Annotated in this window: 14 protein-coding genes; 13 read left to right on the forward strand and 1 reads right to left on the reverse strand. The window is 62.4% G+C overall.

Features of this window, described 5'->3' with window-relative positions; translation table 11 throughout:
* The first annotated feature begins 239 nt into the window (after nucleotides 1-239).
* The 9 genes from NOV21_RS09775 (at nucleotide 240) to NOV21_RS09815 (ending at nucleotide 14,733) form a co-directional block, all read left to right on the forward strand.
* Nucleotides 240-716 carry a CarD family transcriptional regulator gene (locus tag NOV21_RS09775; RefSeq protein ID WP_283170821.1) on the forward strand — a complete coding sequence of 159 codons (477 nt, stop codon included), beginning with the start codon at nucleotides 240-242 and terminating at the stop codon, nucleotides 714-716.
* 218 nt (nucleotides 717-934) lie between these two features.
* Complete coding sequence (locus tag NOV21_RS09780; RefSeq protein WP_283170820.1) at nucleotides 935-1,399, forward strand: universal stress protein; 465 nt, start codon at nucleotides 935-937, stop codon at nucleotides 1,397-1,399.
* 71 nt (nucleotides 1,400-1,470) lie between these two features.
* Entirely contained in the window at nucleotides 1,471-2,871 is a 1,401-nt protein-coding gene (locus NOV21_RS09785) for an NAD(P)/FAD-dependent oxidoreductase (RefSeq protein WP_283170819.1), read from the forward strand.
* 9 nt (nucleotides 2,872-2,880) lie between these two features.
* Nucleotides 2,881-3,960 carry an S-methyl-5-thioribose-1-phosphate isomerase gene (gene mtnA / locus NOV21_RS09790; RefSeq protein WP_283170818.1) on the forward strand — a complete coding sequence of 360 codons (1,080 nt, stop codon included), beginning with the start codon at nucleotides 2,881-2,883 and terminating at the stop codon, nucleotides 3,958-3,960.
* 284 nt (nucleotides 3,961-4,244) lie between these two features.
* The gene (locus NOV21_RS09795; protein ID WP_283170817.1) at nucleotides 4,245-4,694 is read left to right on the forward strand and encodes a metallophosphoesterase family protein; all 450 of its coding nucleotides are present in this window, start codon (nucleotides 4,245-4,247) and stop codon (nucleotides 4,692-4,694) included.
* Nucleotides 4,695-5,304: 610 nt separating this feature from the next.
* Nucleotides 5,305-6,048: a 23S rRNA (guanosine(2251)-2'-O)-methyltransferase RlmB gene (gene rlmB, locus NOV21_RS09800; RefSeq protein WP_283170816.1), complete on the forward strand. Its 744-nt coding sequence runs from the start codon at nucleotides 5,305-5,307 to the stop codon at nucleotides 6,046-6,048.
* A 36-nt stretch (nucleotides 6,049-6,084) separates the two neighbouring features.
* Entirely contained in the window at nucleotides 6,085-6,624 is a 540-nt protein-coding gene (locus tag NOV21_RS09805; RefSeq protein WP_283170815.1) for an NYN domain-containing protein, read from the forward strand.
* Nucleotides 6,625-6,783: 159 nt separating this feature from the next.
* Nucleotides 6,784-10,314, forward strand: coding sequence for a DNA-directed RNA polymerase subunit beta (gene rpoB, locus NOV21_RS09810; RefSeq protein ID WP_283170814.1), 3,531 nt, complete (start codon nucleotides 6,784-6,786; stop codon nucleotides 10,312-10,314).
* Nucleotides 10,315-10,317: 3 nt separating this feature from the next.
* Nucleotides 10,318-14,733, forward strand: a complete 4,416-nt coding sequence (locus tag NOV21_RS09815; protein WP_283170813.1) for a DNA-directed RNA polymerase subunit beta' — start codon at nucleotides 10,318-10,320, stop codon at nucleotides 14,731-14,733.
* A 72-nt stretch (nucleotides 14,734-14,805) separates the two neighbouring features.
* Here the strand turns inward: NOV21_RS09815 and NOV21_RS09820 are convergent, their stop codons facing one another.
* Nucleotides 14,806-15,894 carry a glycosyltransferase family 2 protein gene (locus tag NOV21_RS09820; protein WP_283170812.1) on the reverse strand — a complete coding sequence of 363 codons (1,089 nt, stop codon included), beginning with the start codon at nucleotides 15,892-15,894 and terminating at the stop codon, nucleotides 14,806-14,808.
* An 812-nt stretch (nucleotides 15,895-16,706) separates the two neighbouring features.
* On the opposite strand from NOV21_RS09820, the gene NOV21_RS09825 reads away from it, so the two are divergent.
* The 4 genes from NOV21_RS09825 (at nucleotide 16,707) to NOV21_RS09840 (ending at nucleotide 21,638) form a co-directional block, all read left to right on the forward strand.
* The gene (locus NOV21_RS09825; RefSeq protein WP_346428556.1) at nucleotides 16,707-17,819 is read left to right on the forward strand and encodes a glycosyltransferase family 2 protein; all 1,113 of its coding nucleotides are present in this window, start codon (nucleotides 16,707-16,709) and stop codon (nucleotides 17,817-17,819) included.
* 314 nt (nucleotides 17,820-18,133) lie between these two features.
* Nucleotides 18,134-19,177 carry a glycosyltransferase family 2 protein gene (locus NOV21_RS09830; protein WP_283170810.1) on the forward strand — a complete coding sequence of 348 codons (1,044 nt, stop codon included), beginning with the start codon at nucleotides 18,134-18,136 and terminating at the stop codon, nucleotides 19,175-19,177.
* 105 nt (nucleotides 19,178-19,282) lie between these two features.
* Nucleotides 19,283-20,614, forward strand: a complete 1,332-nt coding sequence (locus tag NOV21_RS09835) for an LCP family protein (RefSeq protein WP_283170809.1) — start codon at nucleotides 19,283-19,285, stop codon at nucleotides 20,612-20,614.
* Nucleotides 20,615-20,639: 25 nt separating this feature from the next.
* A complete protein-coding gene (locus NOV21_RS09840; protein ID WP_283170808.1) occupies nucleotides 20,640-21,638 on the forward strand; it encodes an LCP family protein in 999 nt (332 codons plus the stop codon).
* Nucleotides 21,639-21,644: the final 6 nt, after the last annotated feature.

The following is a 21,644-nucleotide window of genomic DNA, read 5'->3' on the forward strand; positions in this document are numbered from 1 at the left end:
CTCCTTGCCAACGCGTCAGCGCCAACGCAAAGGCAGGTTGAATTTTTAACCGCACCCCCTGTGTTGCAGTTAGATTTGCAATTAACCGCCGAAAACGCATCGACAACCTGCTGAACATCCGCCCAGTGTTGCAGTTAGATTTGCAACCAGCGCCAACGCAAACGTGTGGAGGAATCGTGAAAGCTCGTTTACGGGGATGGTAAAATGAACCCGGAGATGATTTCATGCAAGGTTTTGAATTGAATGATACGGTTTTGTACGGCAACAACGGAGTGTGCCGTATCGATGCGGTCGAAACGCGCGCGGACGGCGACTACTACATCCTGGTTCCCGTCCATAAGGACCGCACTAAGCTCATAGTCCCCCTGCGCAATGAGATGCTGGTGGGCCGCATGCGCGCCATCCCCAGCAAATCCGATGCCGCTAGCTATATCCGCGAGGCGGCGAAGAAAGACGCCCGTTGGATCTCCGACAGCACGGAGCGCAAGGAGCATGCGAAGAAGGTCCTGCACAATGGCACCGAAGTCGAGCTGCTCCTTCTGGCGCGCAGCTTCGCCACCCATAAGCAGAAGATGCTCGAGGCGGGCAAGAAGACCTCGTCCAGCGATAACGGAATACTGCGTTCGGCGCAAGATCGCGTGCGTGACGAATTCTCCGTCGTGTTCGACATCGCGCCCGATGAGGTGGACGACTTCATTGCCTTGCAGGCAGTGTAGCAAAGGTCCATCCGGAGTTCGGCGCGGCTTCTCACGGCGCAACGGCTGATCTCGTGAGAACATCAAGGCAACGGGGCTCCTCCAGAGCTTGACGCGGTTTTTCACGATGCGGGCGTCCGCCGAAATGATGGGGGCCGCGGGACGACGTGTGGGCATAAGCTCCTTGTTCGTTATGCTAAAGTGGCCCCAGATGAATCATTCAGACAAGGAGGTCCCGCATGTATAAGTCCATTCTCGTCCCTTATGATAAGTCCGAACATGCCAAACATGCCATGCGGCATGCGCTGGATATCGCGGCGGCAAGCCCCGATAGCTCCATCACCGTCATCTACGTTGCGGAATTGCCCGAGCTGGAAGACCCGACGTTCGTCGTGGCCGCCCAGATGGCGGGTCTCGGCCATGCCAATCACGACTCTGTTACCATGCAGAAGGAATTTTACAACGAGGCGAAGAAGAAGATCGCCGCCGACGTCCAGGAGCTTCTGGGCGATTCGGACGTCCCTGTCACGGTCACGACTGCTTCCGGCCGTCCGCAGGACGCCATCGCCAGCGCCGCGGCATCGGGCGACTACGACCTGATCGTCATGGGTTGCCGCGGGCTGGGTGCGCTGCGCGGCGCTTTGGGTAGCGTCAGCTTCGCCGTGCTCCGCTCGGTCGATATCCCGGTTCTTGCGGTAAAGTAGTACACGCGCATACGATGCGGGGGCACTCGGCGCGGCGGCGCTGGGTGCCCCTTCTTGTGGGAAGGATGCACATGTCCGAACAGGCTGATATCATCATCGTCGGCGCGGGGCCGGCGGGCATCTTCTGCGCGCTTGAGCTGCTGGAAAGCGGATATGCGGGCCATATCGTCATGGTGGAGAAGGGCCTGCCGATCGAGGATCGCTCCTGTCCGAAGAAGAAGGCGGGCAGCTGCGTGGGTTGCCAGTCATGCCGCATCACCACCGGGTTTTCAGGCGCGGGTGCATTTTCGGACGGGAAGCTGTCCCTCTCGTGCGAAGTCGGCGGCGATCTTCCGAAGCTGATCGGCGCGGATCGCGCGCAGCAGACCATCGACGAGGTGGACGGCATCTACCTGCGATTCGGCGCCGACGATCATGTGGAGGGAGTGGGCGCCGCAGGGGCGGTTGCCGACATCCGCCGCCGTGCGATCGCGGCGGGTCTGCAGCTGGTCGATTGCCCCATCCGCCATCTGGGCACCGAGCGCGCCCAGGAGATATACCGCTCCATCGAGCGCCACCTCATCGACGCCGGCGTCGACATGCGTTTTTCCGCCGCCTGCACCGATGTGATAATCGAGGACGGGATGTGCCTGGGAATAGTGTGCGAGGACCGCGAGGGGTCTCGCGAGGTGCGCGGCCCCATCACGATCGTCGCCACCGGACGCCGCGGCGCCGATTGGTTCGACCGCCTGTGCCGCGAGCACGGCATCGGCCACGAGCCGGGTCCGGTAGATGTGGGGGTGCGCGTGGAGGTGCGCAACGAGGTGATGGAGAACGTGAACAACGTGCTCTACGAAAGCAAGCTCATCGGATACCCCAAGCCGTTCAAGAACAAGGTGCGCACGTTCTGCCAGAACCCGGGCGGATTCGTCAGCCAGGAGAACTACGATGGGGGCCTTGCCGTGGTGAACGGCCACAGCTACAAGGACCTGAAAAGCCCCAACACGAACCTCGCCATACTCTGCTCGATGAATTTCCGCGAGCCGTTCGACCAGCCGATCGCGTATGCGCAGAAGGTAGGCGAGCTCACCAATATGCTCGGGGCCGGCCATATATTGGTGCAGCGGTTCGGCGACATCCTCGATGGCAAGCGCACGTGGCAGAAAGAGCTCATGCAGGGCAACGTGCGTCCCACGCTACCCGACTGCATCGCGGGCGACATCACCAGCGCCATGCCGTATCGTGCGATGACGAACATCATCAATTTCATGCTCGCGGTTGACAAGGTGGTGCCGGGTTTCGCCTCGCACGAGACGCTGCTCTATTCGCCCGAGCTGAAGTTCTACAGCAACCGCGTGAAGATGGACGACGCCTTCACCACCAGCGTGCGGGGGCTGTTCGTTCTGGGCGATAGCAGCGGATGGACGCGCGGGCTGATGATGAGCAGTGTCATGGGGCACTTGATGGGCGCCCGGTTGGCTGCGGAGGCGTAGGGAGCGGCTATGGAATGCGAGAATGTCAGGTTCGAACGCGGAGGCGTTGCCGTTTCGATCATCGACCAGACGGCGCTGCCCAACGAAGAGGTTCGTTTGACGCTGGAGACTGCCGAGGAGTGCCGATCCGCCATCGAGCGGCTTGCCGTGCGCGGGGCGCCGGCGATCGGCATCTTCGCGGCGTTCTCGTTCGCGATGCTCGCCCGGCAGACGGCCGCGTCGACGGGAGCGCGCGGATGGGAGCTGCCCGTCGGGGACGGATTCGTCCATGATATGGCCTGTCTGCACGATTACCTTGCGGAAAGCAGGCCCACGGCGATCAACTTGCGTTGGGCGCTCGACCGCATGATGGGCGTTGTCCGCATACACAGCGGGGAGCCTCGCTTCGACATGCTGAGCGCCCTGAGGGCCGAGGCGATCGCCATCCAAGAGGAAGATGCTGCCAGCTGCCGCGCCATGGCGGAGCTTGGCCTGGGGTTAATTGAGGACGGGTGGGGCCTGATCACGCACTGCAACGCGGGGCCGCTTGCCACCAGCCGTTACGGCACGTCGCTTGGCCCCATGCTCCTGGGCCGCGAGCGCGGCATGAGCTTCCACGTGTTCGCCGATGAGACCCGTCCCTTGCTGCAAGGTGCGCGCCTGACCAGCTACGAGTTGGATAAAGCGGGCGTTGACGTTACGCTGATCTGCGACAACATGGCGAGCATCGTCATGAGCCAAGGATGGGTGCAGGCGTGTTTCGTGGGGTGCGACCGTGTGGCGGCCAACGGCGATGTCGCGAACAAGATCGGCACGAGCGGACTCGCCATCATCGCGGAGCATTACGGGGTGCCCTTCTACGTGATGTGCCCCACCAGCACGATCGACATGGGCTGCGCGACGGGAGCGGACATCCCCATCGAGGAGCGCGATCCCGACGAGATCAAGACGATGTTCTACGAGCGCCCCATGGCGCCTGAGAACGTAAGATGCTACAACCCCGCGTTCGATGTGACCGATCATTCTCTGGTGACGGCGATCGTGACCGAGCGGGGAATCTGCCGCCCGCCGTATGAAAAGAGCATTGCGGAGGCGCTTGCGGAGAAATAGGACGATTTATTGAGCGGAATTCGGACTTAGGAGCCAACTTGGGGCATAGTGGCAATGCGGCGGAATGCGTAACCTGGGGAAATGTGGGGTGCCTTTGCTCCGTTCTTTCCGATACCGGGGTGTGAACGCGGTTTTGCCGGAACGAATGACTCCTAAGTCCGAATTCCGCTCAGTTTTTCGCCTTTTTTCTCCGAGAATGCATCTGCGGCTCGCCAGCTGCAGCCAACCGATTGAGGAACGGCAAGCTGTCGCATCGAAATCCCCGATTCGCGAAGGGGGAGGGTATGAGAATCGGAATCGTCTCTGACCTGCACGGGCATGTGCCCGCTGCGTTGCATGACGAGCTGCACTGGGTCGATCGCATACTGTGCGCCGGCGACGTGCAGCGCGAAGAAGTGCTCTGGGAGCTGGAGACCATCGCGCCGGTCATCTGCGTGCGCGGCAACAACGATTGGTCGCTGGGCAAACTGCCGGCATCCAGCACGTTCACGCTGGGCGGAGTGAAGTTCTTCATGGCGCATTTTCCGTCCGACATGGGGAAACGGCCCGCCGGTACGCAGGTATGCGTGCACAGCCATACGCACGTGCCGCGCGACGAGACGCGCGGGGGCGTCCGCTTCTTGAATCCCGGCAGCACCACGTTCCCCCGGGGCGGCAGCGAGCCCTCGTGCATGCGCGCCGTCGTGGAGGGCGGCAAGATCTCCAACGTGCAGCTGATCGCATTGCTGTATTAGGGGATTCCGAGAGTTTCGGAGCGTGCGGGTCGAAACTCGTGTGACAGGCAACCGTATTGTTCGTCACACAAGTGGTGTCCCGGCCGCCGCATGCCGCAGCCCATGCGGCACCTTATGACGGGCAACTGTGACGGGCAACCGTATTGTTCGTCACATTAATTAGATTGGGCAGAGGGTTGAACGTCCGTATAAGTTAACGGTTTCCCCTGAAATGCTTCTCCGGGAAGGCTGCGCATAGCCTTCCAGCTGGCCGTCGCGGGATCCGGGCACCGGCTCTAATCAATTGCCTCCAAGGCCTCGCCGATCATGCTGCCGGATCAGTGCTTCCTTAGGGGCTTCGGTTCCGCTGGCTGGTAGGCAGAGCGTCGCTTTCGATTTGGCATTGTCGTTGCGCCGCAGTTCCAACACGCCTCTCTTGGGCGCACCGCCCGTAGTCGGGGCTTGTTGCGCGGTTCTTGCCGCCGTCCCATTGCCCCCGGTCACGTAGGTTGAATATCTAAACGCACCCCTGGGGATGCGGTTACATTTGCAACCAACCTTGCCCCCGGTCATGGTGTGCAATCTGTCGGGAGGCGCGCAAGCGGATGGTTTCCATGGCATAATGGCGCACATGGAATACATCGAAGGAAAACGCCCGGTCATCGAAGCGCTTCGCACGGGCATGCCCATCAGCGGCGTGCTGATCGCAGACAACGCGCAGCGCGACGGGCTCATCAAAGACATCATCCGCAAGGCGAAATCTGTCCATGTCAACGTGGAATTCGTGCCGCGCGCACGATTGGATAGGCAGAGCGAGCGGGGCAGCCATCAGGGCGTGATCGCCAGTGTCGCGTCGTTCCCGTATGCCGGCATCAACGATGTCATGGCGCATGCGGAGGCCCAGTTCAGACGCGATGGGCGCGCGCTGATCGTCGTGTGCGACCATCTGACCGATTCGGGTAATCTGGGCGCCGTCGCGCGCAGCGCCGAAGTGGTGGGCGCGGCGGGCGTCGTGCTCCCCAACAAGCGGAGCGCCCGAGTGACCGCCGCTACCTACAAAAGCAGCGCGGGAGCCATCGCGAATATCCCGGTCGCTCAGGTCGCGAATTTGAAGGCGATGCTGGAACGCTGCAAGGAGTCGGGGTTCTGGGTCGCCGGGGCGAGCGAGAAGGCCGACCAGAACATCTGGCAATCCAACATGAAGGGCAAGATGGTGCTCGTCCTCGGAAACGAAGCCGAAGGCCTTGCGCGCCTGACGCAGGAGACGTGCGATTTCCTCGTGGCGCTTCCCCAGGTGGGCAAAACTGCGAGCCTCAATGTGGCGCAATCGGCAACGGCCATCATGTACGAATGGCTGCGCCAAAACCAGGCGTAACGGCGCCCCGGGCCGTGAAACACGAGGCGTGATCCAATGAAAAGCCGCAAAAAGCTCCTGATCGTCGACGGATACAACATCCTGCGCAGCGGAAGCCGCTACCGCCACTTGCAGCAGGCGGAGGATTTCACCTACGAGGTCTTGAACAAGGTGCGCGAGGCGCTGATCAACGACGTGATCGCGTACATGGGCCGCGATTACGCACGCGCCTATGTGGTGTTCGACTCGGGGTCCAATCAGGAATCGGACGGAACCGAAGAAGTCGTCGGCGGCGTCCACGTGGTGTTCAGCGGGGCGAACCGCAGTGCCGATACGGCCATCGAAAAACTTGCGCACGACGGCCGCGAGCGCGGGTGGGAGGTGATGGTGGTCACCAGCGACGCGACCATCCAGGACACCGTGTTCGGCCTGGGGGTCGATCGAATGAGCGCCGACGGGTTCTCGCGCGAGGCAGACCTGCTCGATGAAGAGGCGCGGCAAGAGCAGGGGCCGCGCATCGCACGCAAGGCGACCGTCGCCGATCGCATTCCCACCGACACCCTCGCCAAGCTGAAAGCCCTTCGCGACGGCGAATAGCCGCACGGAGCCCTTGCATTCAGACGGCCCTGTACCACATTCCGCAGAAAAAATCCACGGCTTTAAAAAATTTTTCTTGACCCGGCTTCGCGCAGGGCGTATTCTATGCATTTGAGTTTTTTCGCAAAATCGCGGATTTTCCAAAGGAGGAACCTGCCCGTGGCGCAAGCACAAAAACCCGCTTCCACCAGCCTTTATAGGAGCCGCAGAAGCTTCGCGAAGATTCCGGATGTCATCGACGTTCCGAACCTCATCGCCATCCAGACGGAAAGCTTCAAATGGCTCACGACCGAAGGCCTCACCGAAGCGTTCCAGGACATCTGCCCCATCGAGAGCAACACGAAGGACATGCGCGTCGAGATCGGCAAGCACGAATTCGGCGATCCCAAGTACTCGGTGGACGAATGCAAGCGCCGCGACATCAGCTACCAAGCGCCGCTGTTCGCCGAGGTCCGCTTCACGAACCTCGAGACCGGCGAGATCAAAGAGCAAGACGTCTTCATGGGCGATTTCCCCATCATGACGCCGCGGGGCACGTTCATCATCAACGGCACCGAGCGCGTCGTCGTCAGCCAATTGGTGCGCAGCCCGGGCGTGTACTTCGGCGCCGAGCGCGAGAAGACTAGCAACAAGATCGTATACAACGCCAAGGTCATCCCCAGCCGCGGCGCTTGGCTCGAGTTCGAAACCGACAAGCGCGACATCCTTTCCGTGCGCATCGACCGCAAACGCAAGCAACCGGCGACGTTGCTCCTGCGCGCTTTGGGCATGGCCGAGACCCGCGAGGACATCATCAACACGCTCGGCGACAACGAGATGGTGCTCCGCACGCTCGATCGCGATCCCGCCACCACGCGCGACGAGAGCCTCATCGAGCTGTACAAGCGCTTCCGCCCGGGCGAGCCGCCCACGATCGACAGCGCCCGCACGCTGCTCGACGGCCTGTTCTTCAACCCGCAGCGCTACAACCTGGCGAAGGTCGGCCGTTACAAGATCAACAAGAAGCTCGGCTTCGACCCCGAGAACGATGCCAGCACCCTGACGCAGGAAGACATCATCGAGACGATGCGCTACATCGTGGCGCTGCACGAAGGTGCCGAGGGCTTCACCACCGACGACATCGACCACTTCGGCAACCGCCGCATCCGCACCGTGGGCGAGCTGATCCAGAACCAGTTCCGCATCGGCCTGTCCCGCATGGAGCGCGTCGTCCGCGAGCGCATGAGCATGCAGGAGCCCGACGACATCACGCCGCAGAGCCTGATCAATATCCGCCCCATCGTGGCCGCGATCAAGGAGTTCTTCGGCAGCAGCCAGCTGTCCCAGTTCATGGACCAGTCCAACCCGGCCGCCGGCATCACGCACAAGCGCCGCCTTTCGGCCCTGGGCCCGGGCGGCCTGTCGCGCGAGCGCGCCGGCTTCGAAGTGCGCGACGTCCACACCAGCCACTACGGCCGCATGTGCCCCATCGAGACGCCCGAAGGCCCCAACATCGGCCTTATCGGCTCGCTGGCGACCTACGCCCGCGTGAACAGCTTCGGCTTCATCGAGACCCCGTACCGCCGCGTCGTCGACGGCAAGGTGACCGACGAGGTGGATTACCTGACGGCGGACGAGGAGGAGAAGCACACCATCGCCCAGGCGAGCGAGAAGTTCGATCCCGAGACCCGCATCTTCGGCGAGACCGTCGACGGGAAGTTCGCGCCCCGCGACCGCGTGCTCACGCGCACCAGCAACTCCAAGGGCGAGTTCGGCGATCCCATCGAGATGCCGGTCGACGAAGTGGACTACATGGACGTGTCCCCGCGCCAGATGGTGTCCGTCGCCACCAGCCTGATCCCCTTCCTGGAGCATGACGACAGCCGCCGCGCCCTCATGGGCTCGAACATGCAGCGCCAGGCCGTGCCCCTGCTCAAACCGCATGCGCCGCTGGTGGGCACCGGCATCGAACACCGCATCGCGGTCGACTCCGGCGAGATCCTGGTCGCGCAGAACCCCGGCGTGGTGGACTATGTGGACGGCGAAGTCATCACCGTGCTCACCGATGCGGGCGAGTACGACGAGTACCTGGTGCCCAAGTTCCAGCGTTCCAACCAAGGCTACTGCATTAACCACCGCCCCATCGTCCGCAAGGGCGACCGCGTGGAGGCGGGCGACGTGCTGGCCGACGGCCAGAGCTGCGACCACGCCGAGCTGGCGCTGGGCCAGAACCTCATGATCGCCTACATGCCGTGGGAGGGCTACAACTACGAGGACGCCATCATCATCAGCGAGCGCGTGGTGTCCGAGGACCTTCTGACCAGCATCAACATCGCGGAGTACGAGATCGACGCCCGCGACACCAAGCTGGGGCCCGAGGAGATCACCCGCGAGATCCCCAACATCAGCGAGGATATGATCGCCGACCTCGACGCCGACGGCATCATCCGCGTGGGCGCCGAAGTGCACCCCGGCGACGTGCTGGTGGGCAAGGTCACGCCCAAGGGCGAGACCGAGCTCACGGCCGAGGAGCGCCTGCTGCGCGCCATCTTCGGCGAGAAAGCTCGCGAGGTGCGCGACACCAGCCTGAAGGTGCCCCACGGCGCCGGCGGCCGCGTGATCGACATCCAGCATGCCCGCCACGAGGACGGCGATGAGCTGTCCCCGGGCGTCAACGAGCAGGTGCGCGTGTTCGTCGCGCAGAAGCGCAAGGTGCAACCCGGCGACAAGCTTGCCGGCCGCCACGGCAACAAGGGCGTCATCAGCCGCGTGCTGCCCGTGGAGGACATGCCCTATCTTGCCGACGGCACCCCCGTGGACGTCATGCTCAACCCGTTGGGCGTGCCCTCCCGCATGAACGTGGGGCAGCTTCTCGAATGCCACCTGGGCTGGGCGGCGAAGTGGGGCTGGTCGGACGACGAGAGCTCCACGGAGCCCGTCGACCATTCCATCTACGTTTCCACGCCGGTCTTCGACAGCGCGACCGAGGCCGAGATCGCCGACGTCATCAAGAAGGCGAACCGCAATCTCATCAACCTGAACCACCGGAAGTACGGTGACCTGGCGCGCGACGAATTCGTTCCCCAGTTGAACGAATTCGGCAAGACCACGCTGTACGATGGCCGCACGGGCGAGAAGTTCCGCGAGCCCATCACCGTGGGCTTCCCCTACTTCCTGAAGCTGGGCCATATGGTGGACGACAAGATCCACGCGCGCTCGACCGGCCCGTACAGCCTGATCACGCAGCAACCGCTGGGCGGCAAGGCCCAGTTCGGCGGCCAGCGCTTCGGCGAGATGGAAGTGTGGGCGCTGTACGCGTACGGCGCGTCCAACGTGCTGCAGGAGATCCTCACGGTCAAGTCCGACGACACCGTCGGCCGCGTGAAGAGCTACGAGTCCATCGTCAAGGGCGAAAACCTGCCAGCTCCCGAGGTCCCCGAATCGTTCAAGGTGTTGGTGAAGGAAATGCGCAGCCTGTGCCTGAACGTGGAGATGGAGGGCGAGCAAGGCGTGCTCGACGTGGCGGAATCGCACGAGGAGCACGACAAGGAGAACAACGTGCTGGCAGGGCTTGTGGCCGATGCGCGCAAGACCGAGGACGAAGAGGAAGATGCCCTTTCCAGCATCGCTGCCGAACTGTCCGACCTGCTGGCCGACGATTTGAAGGATGGCGATGACGGACTTGACCTCATCGGCGGGGCAGAGGAGTAGGCAATGACTGAGTACGATGTGCAGAATTTCGATGCCATTCGCATCTCCCTGGCTAGTGCCGAAGACGTGCGCGGCTGGTCGCACGGCGAAGTGAAAAAACCCGAGACCATCAACTACCGCACGCTGAAGCCCGAGAAGGACGGCCTGTTCTGCGAGCGCATCTTCGGCCCCACGAAGGACTGGGAGTGCGCTTGCGGTAAGTACAAGCGCATCCGCTTCAAGGGCATCGTGTGCGAGCGCTGCGGCGTCGAGGTGACGCGCAGCAAGGTGCGCCGCGAGCGCATGGGCCACATCGAGCTGGCTGCGCCCGTGAGCCACATCTGGTACTTCAAGGGCAGCCCCAGCCGTTTGGGCTACCTGCTGGACATCCCGCCGAAAGATCTGGAGAAGGTGCTGTATTTCGCCAGCGCCATCATCACCAGCGTCGATGCGGAAGCCCGCGAGGAAGACGCCGACGAGCTGCGCGACGAGCTGGCCGCCGACCTGGACGAGCTGGATGCCGAGCGCGACCGCCTGGTCGCCAGCACCCGCCGCCTGTCCACGGACTACGTGCCCGACGATGACGAGTTCGTCGACGACATCGATGATGACGAGCACATGACCCCGGAAGAGGTCGAGGACGAGCTCGCCGACATCTACGAGGAGTTCAACGAGCGAAAGGCGCTCCGCTCCGAGGCGTTCGAGGCCTTCATGAAGGTCGAGCCTAAGCAGCTGGTGCCCGACGAGGCCCTGTACCGCGAGATGCGCCTGAACTACAGCGATTACTTCAAGGGCGGCATGGGCGCCGAGAGCGTGCGCAACCTGCTCGATGCGATCGATCTGGAAGACGTGGCCGAGGAGCTTCGCGAGACCATCGCCAACGGCAAGGGCCAGAAGCGCGCCAAGGCCGTCAAGCGCCTGAAGGTCGTGGACGCGTTCATCAAGAGCGACAACAAGCCCGGCGACATGATATTGGACGTCATCCCGGTCATCCCGCCCGACCTGCGCCCGATGGTGCAGCTTGATGGTGGCCGTTTCGCCACGAGCGACCTGAACGACCTGTACCGCCGCGTCATCAACCGCAACAACCGACTGAAGCGCCTGCTGGACCTGGGTGCCCCCGAGATCATCGTGAACAACGAGAAGCGCATGCTGCAGGAGGCGGTGGACAGCCTGTTCGACAACGGTCGTCGCGGCCGCCCGGTCACGGGCCCCGGCAACCGCCCGCTGAAGTCCCTGGCCGACATGCTCAAGGGCAAGCAGGGCAGGTTCCGCCAGAACCTGCTGGGCAAGCGCGTGGACTATTCCGGCCGTTCCGTCATCGTCGTGGGGCCGGAGCTGCAGCTGCACCAGTGCGGTCTGCCCTCTGAGATGGCATTGGAGCTGTTCAAGCCCTTCGTCATGAAGCGCCTGGTGGAGCTCGAGTATGCCGCCAACATCAAGGCTGCGAAGCGCGCCGTGGACCGCGGCGCCAGCTACGTGTGGGACGTGCTCGAAGAGGTCATCACCGAGCATCCCGTGCTGCTGAACCGCGCTCCCACCCTGCACCGCCTGGGCATTCAGGCGTTCGAGCCGGTGCTGGTGGACGGCAAGGCCATCAAGCTGCATCCGCTGGTATGCACCGCGTTCAACGCCGACTTCGACGGCGACCAGATGGCCGTGCACGTGCCCTTGAGCAGCGCCGCGCAGGCCGAGGCCCGCGTGCTCATGCTCTCCGCCAACAACATCAAGAGCCCTGCGAACGGCAATCCGCTCACCATTCCCACGCAGGACATGATCATCGGCCTGTACTACCTGACCATGCCCCGCGAAGGCTTCCCGGGCGAGGGCCGCGTGTTCGACGGATTCGCCGATGCGCGCCGCGCGTTCGAAGCCCACGCGGGCGTTGACACGCAGGCGAAGATCAAGGTGCGCCTCGATGCCGACACCAAGATCGCCACGGCGTTCGGCGAGTTCACGCTGCAGAAGAAAGGCGAGTACGTCGAGACCACGGTGGGCCGCGTCATCCTGAACAGCGTCCTCCCCGACGACTACCCGTTCCTGAACTACGTGTTGGACAAGCGCCAGGTGGGCAAGCTCATCGGCGATTGCTGCGAGCGCTACACCACCAGCGAGATGGAGCCCATCCTGGACGGCCTGAAGAGCTACGGCTACCATTACGCCACGCGCGCGGGCCTGACGGTGTCCATCTACGACGCCACCATGCCCGAGAGCAAGAAGGACATCCTCGCCGCCGCCGACGAAGAGGTGAACGTGCTCGAAGAGGAGTACGAGAACGGTTTCATGAGCGATGAGGAGCGCCACGCCAAGGTCATCGAGGTGTGGACGGAGGCGAACGAGCACGTCGGCCGCGACATGTACGCCAACTTCGACCACTTCAACCCCATCTACATGATGGCCGATTCCGGCGCCCGCGGCGACGAGAAGCAGCTGCGCCAGCTGGCCGGCATGCGCGGCCTGATGGCCGACCCGAAGGGCGAGATCATCGACCGCCCCATCAAGGCGAACTTCCGCGAGGGTCTTTCCGTCCTGGAGTACTTCATCAGCTCGCACGGCAACCGCAAGGGCCTTTCCGACACCGCCCTGCGCACCGCCGACTCGGGTTATCTGACCCGCCGCCTGGTGGACGTCGCGCAGGACGTGATCGTCCACGATCTGGATTGCGGCACGTCCGAGGGCGTGACCTACGGCATCCTCGATGAGAAGGGCAACCTGGATATCAACCTGGTCGGCCGCTGTCTGTCACAGCCGGTCGTCGCTCCCGACGGCACCGTGCTGATGGAGGCTGACGAGTATATCGACGGCAAGCAGCGCCTGGAAGAGTGGGTCGCCGCAGGCGTCGAGGAGGTTACCATCCGCACCATCATGACGTGCCATGCCGAGCACGGCGTGTGCCAGAAGTGCTACGGCTGGGATCTGGCCACGGGCCGTCCCGTGAACGTGGGCACCGCGGTGGGCATCATCGCCGCGCAGTCCATCGGCGAGCCCGGCACCCAGCTGACGATGCGCACGTTCCACAGCGGCGGCGTCGCGGAAGCAGGCGGCGACATCGTCGGCGGCCTGCCGCGCGTCACCGAGCTATTCGAGGCGCGCAAGCCCAAGGGCCAGGCCGTCCTTGCGGAAATCGCGGGCACCTGCCAGATCTCCGGCGACAAGACGGCAAAGACCATCACCGTGCACGACCAGGAGGGCAACATCCGCGAGTACGTGGTTTCCGCGCGCGCCCAGATGATGCCCGGCGTTACCGACGGCTGCGAGGTGAAGGTGGGCCAGCAGCTGACCCGCGGTTCCGTGAACCCGCACGACCTGCTGCGCTTGACCGACCCCAACACCACGCTGCGCTACATCGTCGGCCAGGTGCAGGACGTGTACGTCAGCCAGGGCGTTGACATCAACGACAAGCACATCGAGGTCATCGCGCGCCAGATGCTGCGCAAGCTCGCCGTGCTCGACGCGGGCGATTCCGACTACCTGCCCGGCAGCCAGGTCAACCGCTACGAGTTCGAGGACGTTGCCAACAAGCTGATGCTTGAGGGCAAGGAGCCCCCCACGGGGCAGCCGCTGCTGCTGGGCATCACCAAGGCGTCGCTGGCGACCGATTCCTGGCTTTCCGCCGCGTCGTTCCAGGAGACCACCAAGGTCCTCACGGACGCCGCCATCGAAGGCAAGACCGATCATCTGGTCGGATTGAAGGAGAACGTCATCATCGGCAAGCCGATTCCCGCAGGCACCGGCCTCAAGCGTTACCGCAACGTGGGCCTCACCTACAAAGGTGCCCCGGTGCACACCGGCAGCAACGACACGCTGCCCGATTACGCGCCCGAGGAGCTGCGCGAGACCGAGGAGATGCTCCCGCAGCCCGAGGATTGGTCGTTGGATGGCGAGAGCTACCTGAACCTGGGCGGCAGCTACAGCAGCTACTTCAGCAGCCTGGGCGCCAATCGCGCCAACAGGCTCGCCGACGAGGATGCGCGCCTGTACATATACGATGACCTAGGCGTTTCGCAGCGCTGGGCGAACAAGTTCAGCGAGGCTGGCATCGAGACGGTTGCCGACTTGGTGGGCCATACTGAGGACGATCTCATGCGCATCGAGGGTATCGGCGCGAAGGCGATCGAAGAGCTCAAGGCGGGCTTGGAAGAGCACGACCTGCTGCATGTGATCGAGGACGACCTGAACGCCAGCGGCGATGACATGAGCCAGCTGCTGGACATGGTCTTCAGCCCCGATGACACCATCCTCATCGGCGGCGATCAGCCGGCCACCTTCAGCTCCGACGGCGAGGACATGCTGGGCGAGGCGTTGCCGCCGCGCAGCTACCAGCGCAAGCTGGAAGAGCTGGATGCCCTTCTGGGGAACATGGGCGATTTGGGAAGCCTGGGCTTGCACCTGAGCGATCATGATGAAGCCGACGACATGGAAGATGATTCCAAAGAGTAGCTTCCAGCACGCTGTTTCGCGTAAGCAGTTGAAAACGACCCGAGGCTCCGGCCCCGGGTCGTTTTTGTCGTCCTATCCTCGCAGCGGGTGGGATGTAGTAGCGTCGCGCAGCTTGTAGCGGGCGAGCCGACGCAGACGGCGCAGCTTGTCGGACGCCCCGATTACCCCATTCGTATGCAGCGCGTTTATCTGGTGCAGGGGGGCGTTGAACGGCATGTCTCCATAGGGTTCGATCAGATCCCAATCGATGCAATCCATCATCTCGATGAATTCGGCTTCGATGGACGGATCGCTCTTCGCGGCAAAATCTATATCGCGCAGCATGTCCATGCGGGCGGTGGCGGTGATCCAATGCAGCAGCGCGAGGTCGTGCTCCTTGGAAAGCAGCAGGTTCGCCTTGAGCCCGGCAATGGTCTCGTGCATCGCCTGCGCGGAGACGGCCCGGCCGTGGTCGCCGATGGTCAACTCGTATACTGGCCGATCGACCGCGTAAAAGCTTTCGGCGGCGATCATGGCGCGGATGAAAAACTCGGGGTCTTCGCAGTAGCGGCGCCCGGGGAACCGCAGGCTATTTGCCACGAGGAAGTTCCTGTCGTATATGAAACGGTAAAACCCGAAGTCGTATTGGTAATCCCTATAGCGGAACACCCCGTTTCGACCGAACCGCATGTAGGTATCGTCGTACCCTTCCGCCCGCTTGCCCAGGTCTTTCGGTTGGGACTGGGCATCGGAGAGGGCGAGCTCGGGCGACCAGGAAGGGTGCTCGTCGTGGACAAGCTCCCCCCGGTAGCGACGCTGCAGACCGCCGCCGCATACGGCAGCGCCATTTTCTACTGCCGCGCGGTAAAGAAGCTCCAGCGTGTCATCGGAGGCGAACCGATCGTCGGAATCAAGGAATGCGATATATTCCCCCCGCGCTGCGGATATGCCGGCGTTGCGCGCCGCACCCGTTCCTCCATTCGACTGATGGAGTACAAGCGTGCGGCCGTCGTTACGGGCGAATTCGTCAAGCATGCCCGCCGATCCATCCGAAGACCCATCATCGACGAAAACGATTTCAATGCCGTCCAGCGTCTGCTTCAGCAGATGCTCGTGCAATCCATGCAAGAGCCTCGCACGATTGAACACAGGAACGATGACAGATACGGGCGGCTGCTTCATGAATGCCCCTTCACGAAAAATTGCATACGCAAGTAATTATATCCGGTGAGCCCGGTGGCAGGGGCACTGGGCCGAACGGGATGTGCCTCATGGGGGATTCAACGGATTTTTCGTTCAACGGATTTTCTATTCGAAACGGTTTACTGGGGCTGCAAGTCTGCCGATTAGGTCGATTTATACCATCCTCGGAGAAGATGATTGGTTTTTTGAGCGCTTTTCGGACTTAGGAGCCACTGGGCGAATCCTTTTTTAAAATGCGCGGTCAAAAGGGACGAAGTGATAAATTGCGACCTGGGGTTATCCAACTCTGTCGAATTAATCCCCTTCTCTCGTTGACTCCGAGCAGTGGTTTTCGCAATCGAAATGGCTCCTAAGTCCGAAAAGCGCTCAAAAAAACATCCGATTTCCCCGCGATGGGCATCTCGAGGAGGATCCAGGGAGAGGTTTTGGCTCTCCTAAATCGGTAGCTCGCCTTGGAAGGGGGTTTCGCTACCGCAGAGAGCCAGAGCAACTGCTACATCAATTGCCACCACGCCTCGGAAGGGGGTTCCGCTACCGCAGAGAGGGGATTCGGTCCCACGCAAGGTTGTGCGACGCGGAATTCACTTGCTGTCGAAACGCATCCCATCTTGGAGCTATTCTGCACTATGTTGCAAAAGCATGTTGCATTGCATGCCCTCTGCATCGCGTACGGGGTTTTGGCGCTCGAGGAAGCCCTTGTCAAGCCTTGGCTCTTTTGCAGGATACAATAGACGATACGCGAGGAAAGGGTATACATGCGTTTTTTCGGACGTAACGGCAAGGATATTGAAATGGCCTCTCGCTGTAGAGACGGGTTGTCCGATTGCGCCGATGGCGCAATCGGACATGGGGCAGGTCGGAGCATTTGGGCGCGGAACAAGTCGCAGACCGTTGCCGATGCCTGCGCATGCCCAAAAGTGTCGGTGCTCGTGCCCATATACAACACCCCCGAGCCGATGCTGCGCCAGTGCCTGGACTCCCTCGTCGGTCAAACGCTGCGCGATATCGAGATCATCGCCATCAACGACGGCAGCACCACCAGCGTGCCTCGGGTGATTCGGGAATATGCCGATCGCGATGCCCGCATCCGCGTGCTCGACAAGCCGAATTCCGGGTACGGCGACTCCATGAACAAGGGAATCGCCATCGCCAACGGGGAGTTTATCGGCATCTGCGAGCCCGATGATTTCGCCGACCGTCGGATGTTCGCCGACCTGCATCGCGCCGCCCGTCGTTACGATGCGGACATCGTGAAAAGCAACTTCATCGAGCACTTCGACGGGGAGGATGGCAAGGCGCCGCATGAACATCTGGCCCCCATCTTCGACGCCTTTCCCTACAAGAAGCCGTTTGCGCCCGCTGACAACCTTGCGGTCGTGCGCGTCATGCCCGCCATCTGGGCGGCGATCTACCGTCGGAGCATGCTGGTCGACAACGGCATCCGGTTCAGCTCTACGCCGGGCGCCAGCTTCCAGGACACCGGTTTCGTGCAACAGTGCTGGATCAGCGCACGGCGCGTGGTCCTGTTGAAGAAGGGCTACCTGCACTACCGCATGGACAACGCGGCAAGCAGCAGCAAGTCCGGGGCGAAGGTCATGGCGGTCTGCGGCGAATACGAGCGCACGTTCGAGTTCCTGCGCAATCGGGGGGCTGAGGCGCTCGAGACGTTCGGCCCCATCCTGAATGCCATGCGGTTCGATGGCTACACGTGGAATTACGACCGCATCAGCCCCGAGCATCATATGGAGTTCGCACTCCGCTGGGCACAGGATATGCGCGAGCAGATGCAGGCCGGGCTGGTCGACGAGGGCCTGCTCAGCCCCCGGTATCGAAAACGGTTGGCCCTGCTGCTGGAAAGCCCCGAGGAATTCTGCGCCGCCCATCCGGATGGAATCGACCTATAGGCGGCTTCGGTTCGGGGGTGCAGCGAATGGGCGCGGTCCGGGTGGACGGCTGCACGGCGAGCCTATCTCGCGCCTGGTTTGGCTGCAAGCGCGAAACCGTCGTGGGATGCCCGGCCCGCCCGCGAAGAGCGGTTCGGCACGATGATCGGGCGGAACAAGGACAGCGGGTAGATGAGATGGCCGCGAACCATGAGCAACGGCGGGTTCGGATGCGTTGGAAAGATAACCACCTGCACACGGGAATCGTCAGCGCGGAATGGGTACAATGGCGGCATCGATCGCGCAAGCCGTTTCTGGCGAGACGAAGGAGACGTATGGGAAGTGAAATACCGATGGTCACCGTCATCGTTCCGCTGTACAACGTGGAACCTTATGTGGCCCAGTGCATCCAGAGCCTACGCGATCAGACGTGGACGGATTTCGAGGCGATTTGCGTGGACGATGGCTCGTCCGACGCGTCATTAGAGGTTGCGCGCGCGACGGCGGGAGATGATCCCCGTTTCCGATTCCTCAAGCAGCCCGAGAATCGCGGTCAATCCGCAGCCCGCAATCTTGCCTTGGACCATGCGCGTGGCACCTATGCGGTCAACCTGGATGCCGATGACTACTACGTGCCCGACGCGCTGGAGCGGCTGGTCGCATGCGTGCAGGCGGACGATCTCGACCTGCTCTTCTTCGCTGCCAGCACCTTCTATGAAACGCGCGAGCTGCATCGCACCCACCCGGAGATGCAGGACAATCGAGCCGATATCCCCGGCGTCATGACCGGCAGGCAGATCTACGTGGAATTCGAGCGGACGGATGCGTTCCGCCCCTCCGCCTGCATGTTCATGGTCAGGCGCGATTTGATCGAGCGCGGCGGATTGCGGTTCGAGGAGGGGATCATCCACGAGGACCTCCTGTTCACCATGCAGGTGTTCCCGCTTGCGCAACGCGCGGCGTTCCTGAACGAAAGCCTGTATCGGCGGCGCATGCGGCCCGGCTCCACCATGACCACCGAGCGCGGCATCAAGAACGTCCAAGGGCTGTTCACCGTGGCGCGCAGGCTGGAGGGCTGGTTCGAGGCGAATCGCCCCGACCTGCCCCGGGATTTCCGTGACGCCTTCTGCCATCGCCTGTTCGCGACGTGGGAGATCATCGCCCGCGACCTTCCCGATCTGGATCCCCTCGTCGTCGAGGAGTATCGTGACGGCCTTTCGGAAGAAGATCGGGACGCGTTCAATCTGCACGTGTACGATTTCGCCCGCGTGTTGGATGACGCGTACAAAAGCGTGCTGGGGTCGCGCACCTATCGCGTGGGACATGCGATCACCGTGCTGCCCATGTGGGTGCGCAACCGCGTGAAGCTGCCCGACTGATATGCAGATAAGGCTCTAAGCAGCGGAAAGACCGTGGAGTCGGCGGCTTAGACCGGTTCGCTTGGTACAATATCCAGGTTAATCGCGATACATAGAGAGGGCGCCGTGGCTAGAACGTACGGAAAGCATGCGAAGCATGCGAGTGGCAAGCCTGCTTCCAACGGAGGGTATGCTCCAAACAGCCCGAGCGAGTCGCGCCGCGTTCGATCGCAGCCAAGCCCCGCCGCCCAGCCATCCGCAGGATCGAGCCGGGTCCCCGGCGCACGGCAGCCATACGATTATCAGCGCAACTACCAGGCCCAGCAGCGCAGGCAGCAGTCGCACTATCGCCCTGCCGCCCCGTCGTGTCCCCAGTCCGAAACGGGCATGTACTCCCGCGGCAATTACGGCAACGGGCGGGAGGTGCTCATCCCGGCGAGGAAACGGCGCCGTCGCAAGCTCACGATCGTGCTCGCCGTCATCATCGCGCTGCTCCTATTGGTCGGAACCGCTGCCGGTCTGTACCTGCACCAGCTCGGTTCGAACATGGGGCTCGACCAGTCCGATTCCTCTGCGGTTCAGGCGGCACTCACCGAACCGCGGGCGAACGAACCGTACTACGTGCTGCTCGTCGGAAACGACTCGCGCGAGGGGACGACATCGGAGTACGAGGCGTCCATGAGCCACGGCCAGCGGAGCGACGTGATGGTGCTCGTGCGCATCGATGCCGCGAACAAGCAGGTGACCATGCTCAGCATCCCACGCGACACCCCCTATAAAAAGGCCGACGGAACCTATGAGAAGCTGAACAACTCGTATTCCGAGGGCGGGGCTTCCGCCACCATCAAGGCGGTCGAGTCCGTGACGGGCGCGAAGATCGCGCACTACGCGGAGATCGACTACGAGGGGTTCGAGACGTTGGTGGACAGCCTCGGCGGCATCGAGGTCGACATTCCCGTCGACTTCACCTACTCGAATGCCCTTACGGGGGAAGTGTACGATTTCAAAGCCGGCAAGCAGGTCCTCAACGGAGCCGAAGCCCAGGTGGTCGCCCGCGAGCGTTTGGTGTACGGTATCGATCAGGACAAGACGCGCCAAGATATGGTGCGCCAGATCATCAAGGCCATCATGAAGGCGGCGCAGAAGCAGCCGGTGACCCAGTTGCCGCAGGTCGCACTCGATATAGCCAATTGCGTGAAGACCGATTTCACCTCGACGGAAGCCATCGCGCTCGCGCAGGCGCTCAGCGGCGGCGTCACCGTGTATAGCGGCACGGGACCCTATGCCGGCGCGGTCAACCCCGCCGTCGGCGGCCTGTGGTTGTGCTATCAGGATCCTGACGGCTGGGCGCGTGTCATGGAAACCGTGAACGCTGGCGGCGATCCGTCAACCGTAAGCTATATTGGCGACGTGGTCACGATAGCGGGAACGGGCGAAACGCTTACAATTACGCAGTAACATTCCATCGATGAGGGGAAACAAGATGGCGAAGGCAAAACACACCATCCTCAAGGTCGCGCTGACGGCATGCCTGGCGGCTGCGCTGCTGGCTTTGGCGGCATGCGCAAAATCGGAGTCCAACGCGACCACCGACGTGCAGCAGACGCAGGACAACATGTCTAGCGAGACGAGCAAGACCGTCAACGTGAGCACCGATCCATTCTACGTCCTGCTCGTCGGACGCGATTCCCGCGAGGGGACCCCCTACTACAAAACCGGCAATGCGCACAACTACGGCGACCGAAGCGACACGATCATGCTCATGCGCGTCGACCCGGTGAAATACCAGGTCACGCTCGTCACCGTTCCACGTGATACCAAGGCGACCCTCGACGGCGAAACCGTCAAGATCAACGAGGCTCATAACCGCTACGGCATCGAAGGAACGATTTCGGCCGTCAAAGAGCTCACCGGCGTTTCGCCCGACTATTACATGGAGATCAAGTTCACCCAGTTCGCGGAATTCATCAACGACATGGGCGGCGTGAACGTGGATGTTCCGATGACCATGACGTTCGACGACATCCTCAACCACAATGCCAAGCTCACGCTTGAGGAGGGCAACCATACCCTGGCTGGAAACGAAGCGCTGGTGTTCGCCCGCCAGCGCAAGCAGTACGCCGACGACCAGGATGCATGCCGCCAGATCCAAGACCGCCAGATCGTGCAGCGCATCGTCGAAGCGACGTCCGGCCAGCCCGCCGGCAACGCGGAAACCTTCGCCAACATACTGCTTTCCCAGGTGAACACCAACATGGATAAAGACGTGCTGGTCGCCTACATGCAGATGTTCATGGCCAACGGCAAGGTCAACTCCTTCCAATCGGGCACCGGCCCGTACAAGGGCGACATCGACGAAGCGTCGGGGCTGTGGGTGGCAATCCGCGATGAGGGCACCTGGAGCCAAGTCATCGCCGAGGTCAACGCAGGGGGCGACCCCACGGACATCGTGCCCTTGCCCGTCGTGGAAAAGGGCGAGTAATCCCCA

Source organism: Curtanaerobium respiraculi (assembly GCF_024609215.1).
Taxonomy (GTDB): Bacteria; Actinomycetota; Coriobacteriia; order Coriobacteriales; family Eggerthellaceae; genus Curtanaerobium; species Curtanaerobium respiraculi.

Coding starts and splice junctions, on each gene's coding strand:
- NOV21_RS09780 (WP_283170820.1), top strand. CDS start 935: ATGTATAAGTCCATTCTCGTCCCTTATGATAAGTCCGAACATGCCAAA.
- NOV21_RS09785 (WP_283170819.1), top strand. CDS start 1,471: ATGTCCGAACAGGCTGATATCATCATCGTCGGCGCGGGGCCGGCGGGC.
- mtnA (WP_283170818.1), top strand. CDS start 2,881: ATGGAATGCGAGAATGTCAGGTTCGAACGCGGAGGCGTTGCCGTTTCG.
- NOV21_RS09795 (WP_283170817.1), top strand. CDS start 4,245: ATGAGAATCGGAATCGTCTCTGACCTGCACGGGCATGTGCCCGCTGCG.
- rlmB (WP_283170816.1), top strand. CDS start 5,305: ATGGAATACATCGAAGGAAAACGCCCGGTCATCGAAGCGCTTCGCACG.
- NOV21_RS09805 (WP_283170815.1), top strand. CDS start 6,085: ATGAAAAGCCGCAAAAAGCTCCTGATCGTCGACGGATACAACATCCTG.
- NOV21_RS09815 (WP_283170813.1), top strand. CDS start 10,318: ATGACTGAGTACGATGTGCAGAATTTCGATGCCATTCGCATCTCCCTG.
- NOV21_RS09820 (WP_283170812.1), bottom strand. CDS start 15,894: ATGAAGCAGCCGCCCGTATCTGTCATCGTTCCTGTGTTCAATCGTGCG.
- NOV21_RS09825 (WP_346428556.1), top strand. CDS start 16,707: ATGGCCTCTCGCTGTAGAGACGGGTTGTCCGATTGCGCCGATGGCGCA.
- NOV21_RS09830 (WP_283170810.1), top strand. CDS start 18,134: ATGGGAAGTGAAATACCGATGGTCACCGTCATCGTTCCGCTGTACAAC.
- NOV21_RS09840 (WP_283170808.1), top strand. CDS start 20,640: ATGGCGAAGGCAAAACACACCATCCTCAAGGTCGCGCTGACGGCATGC.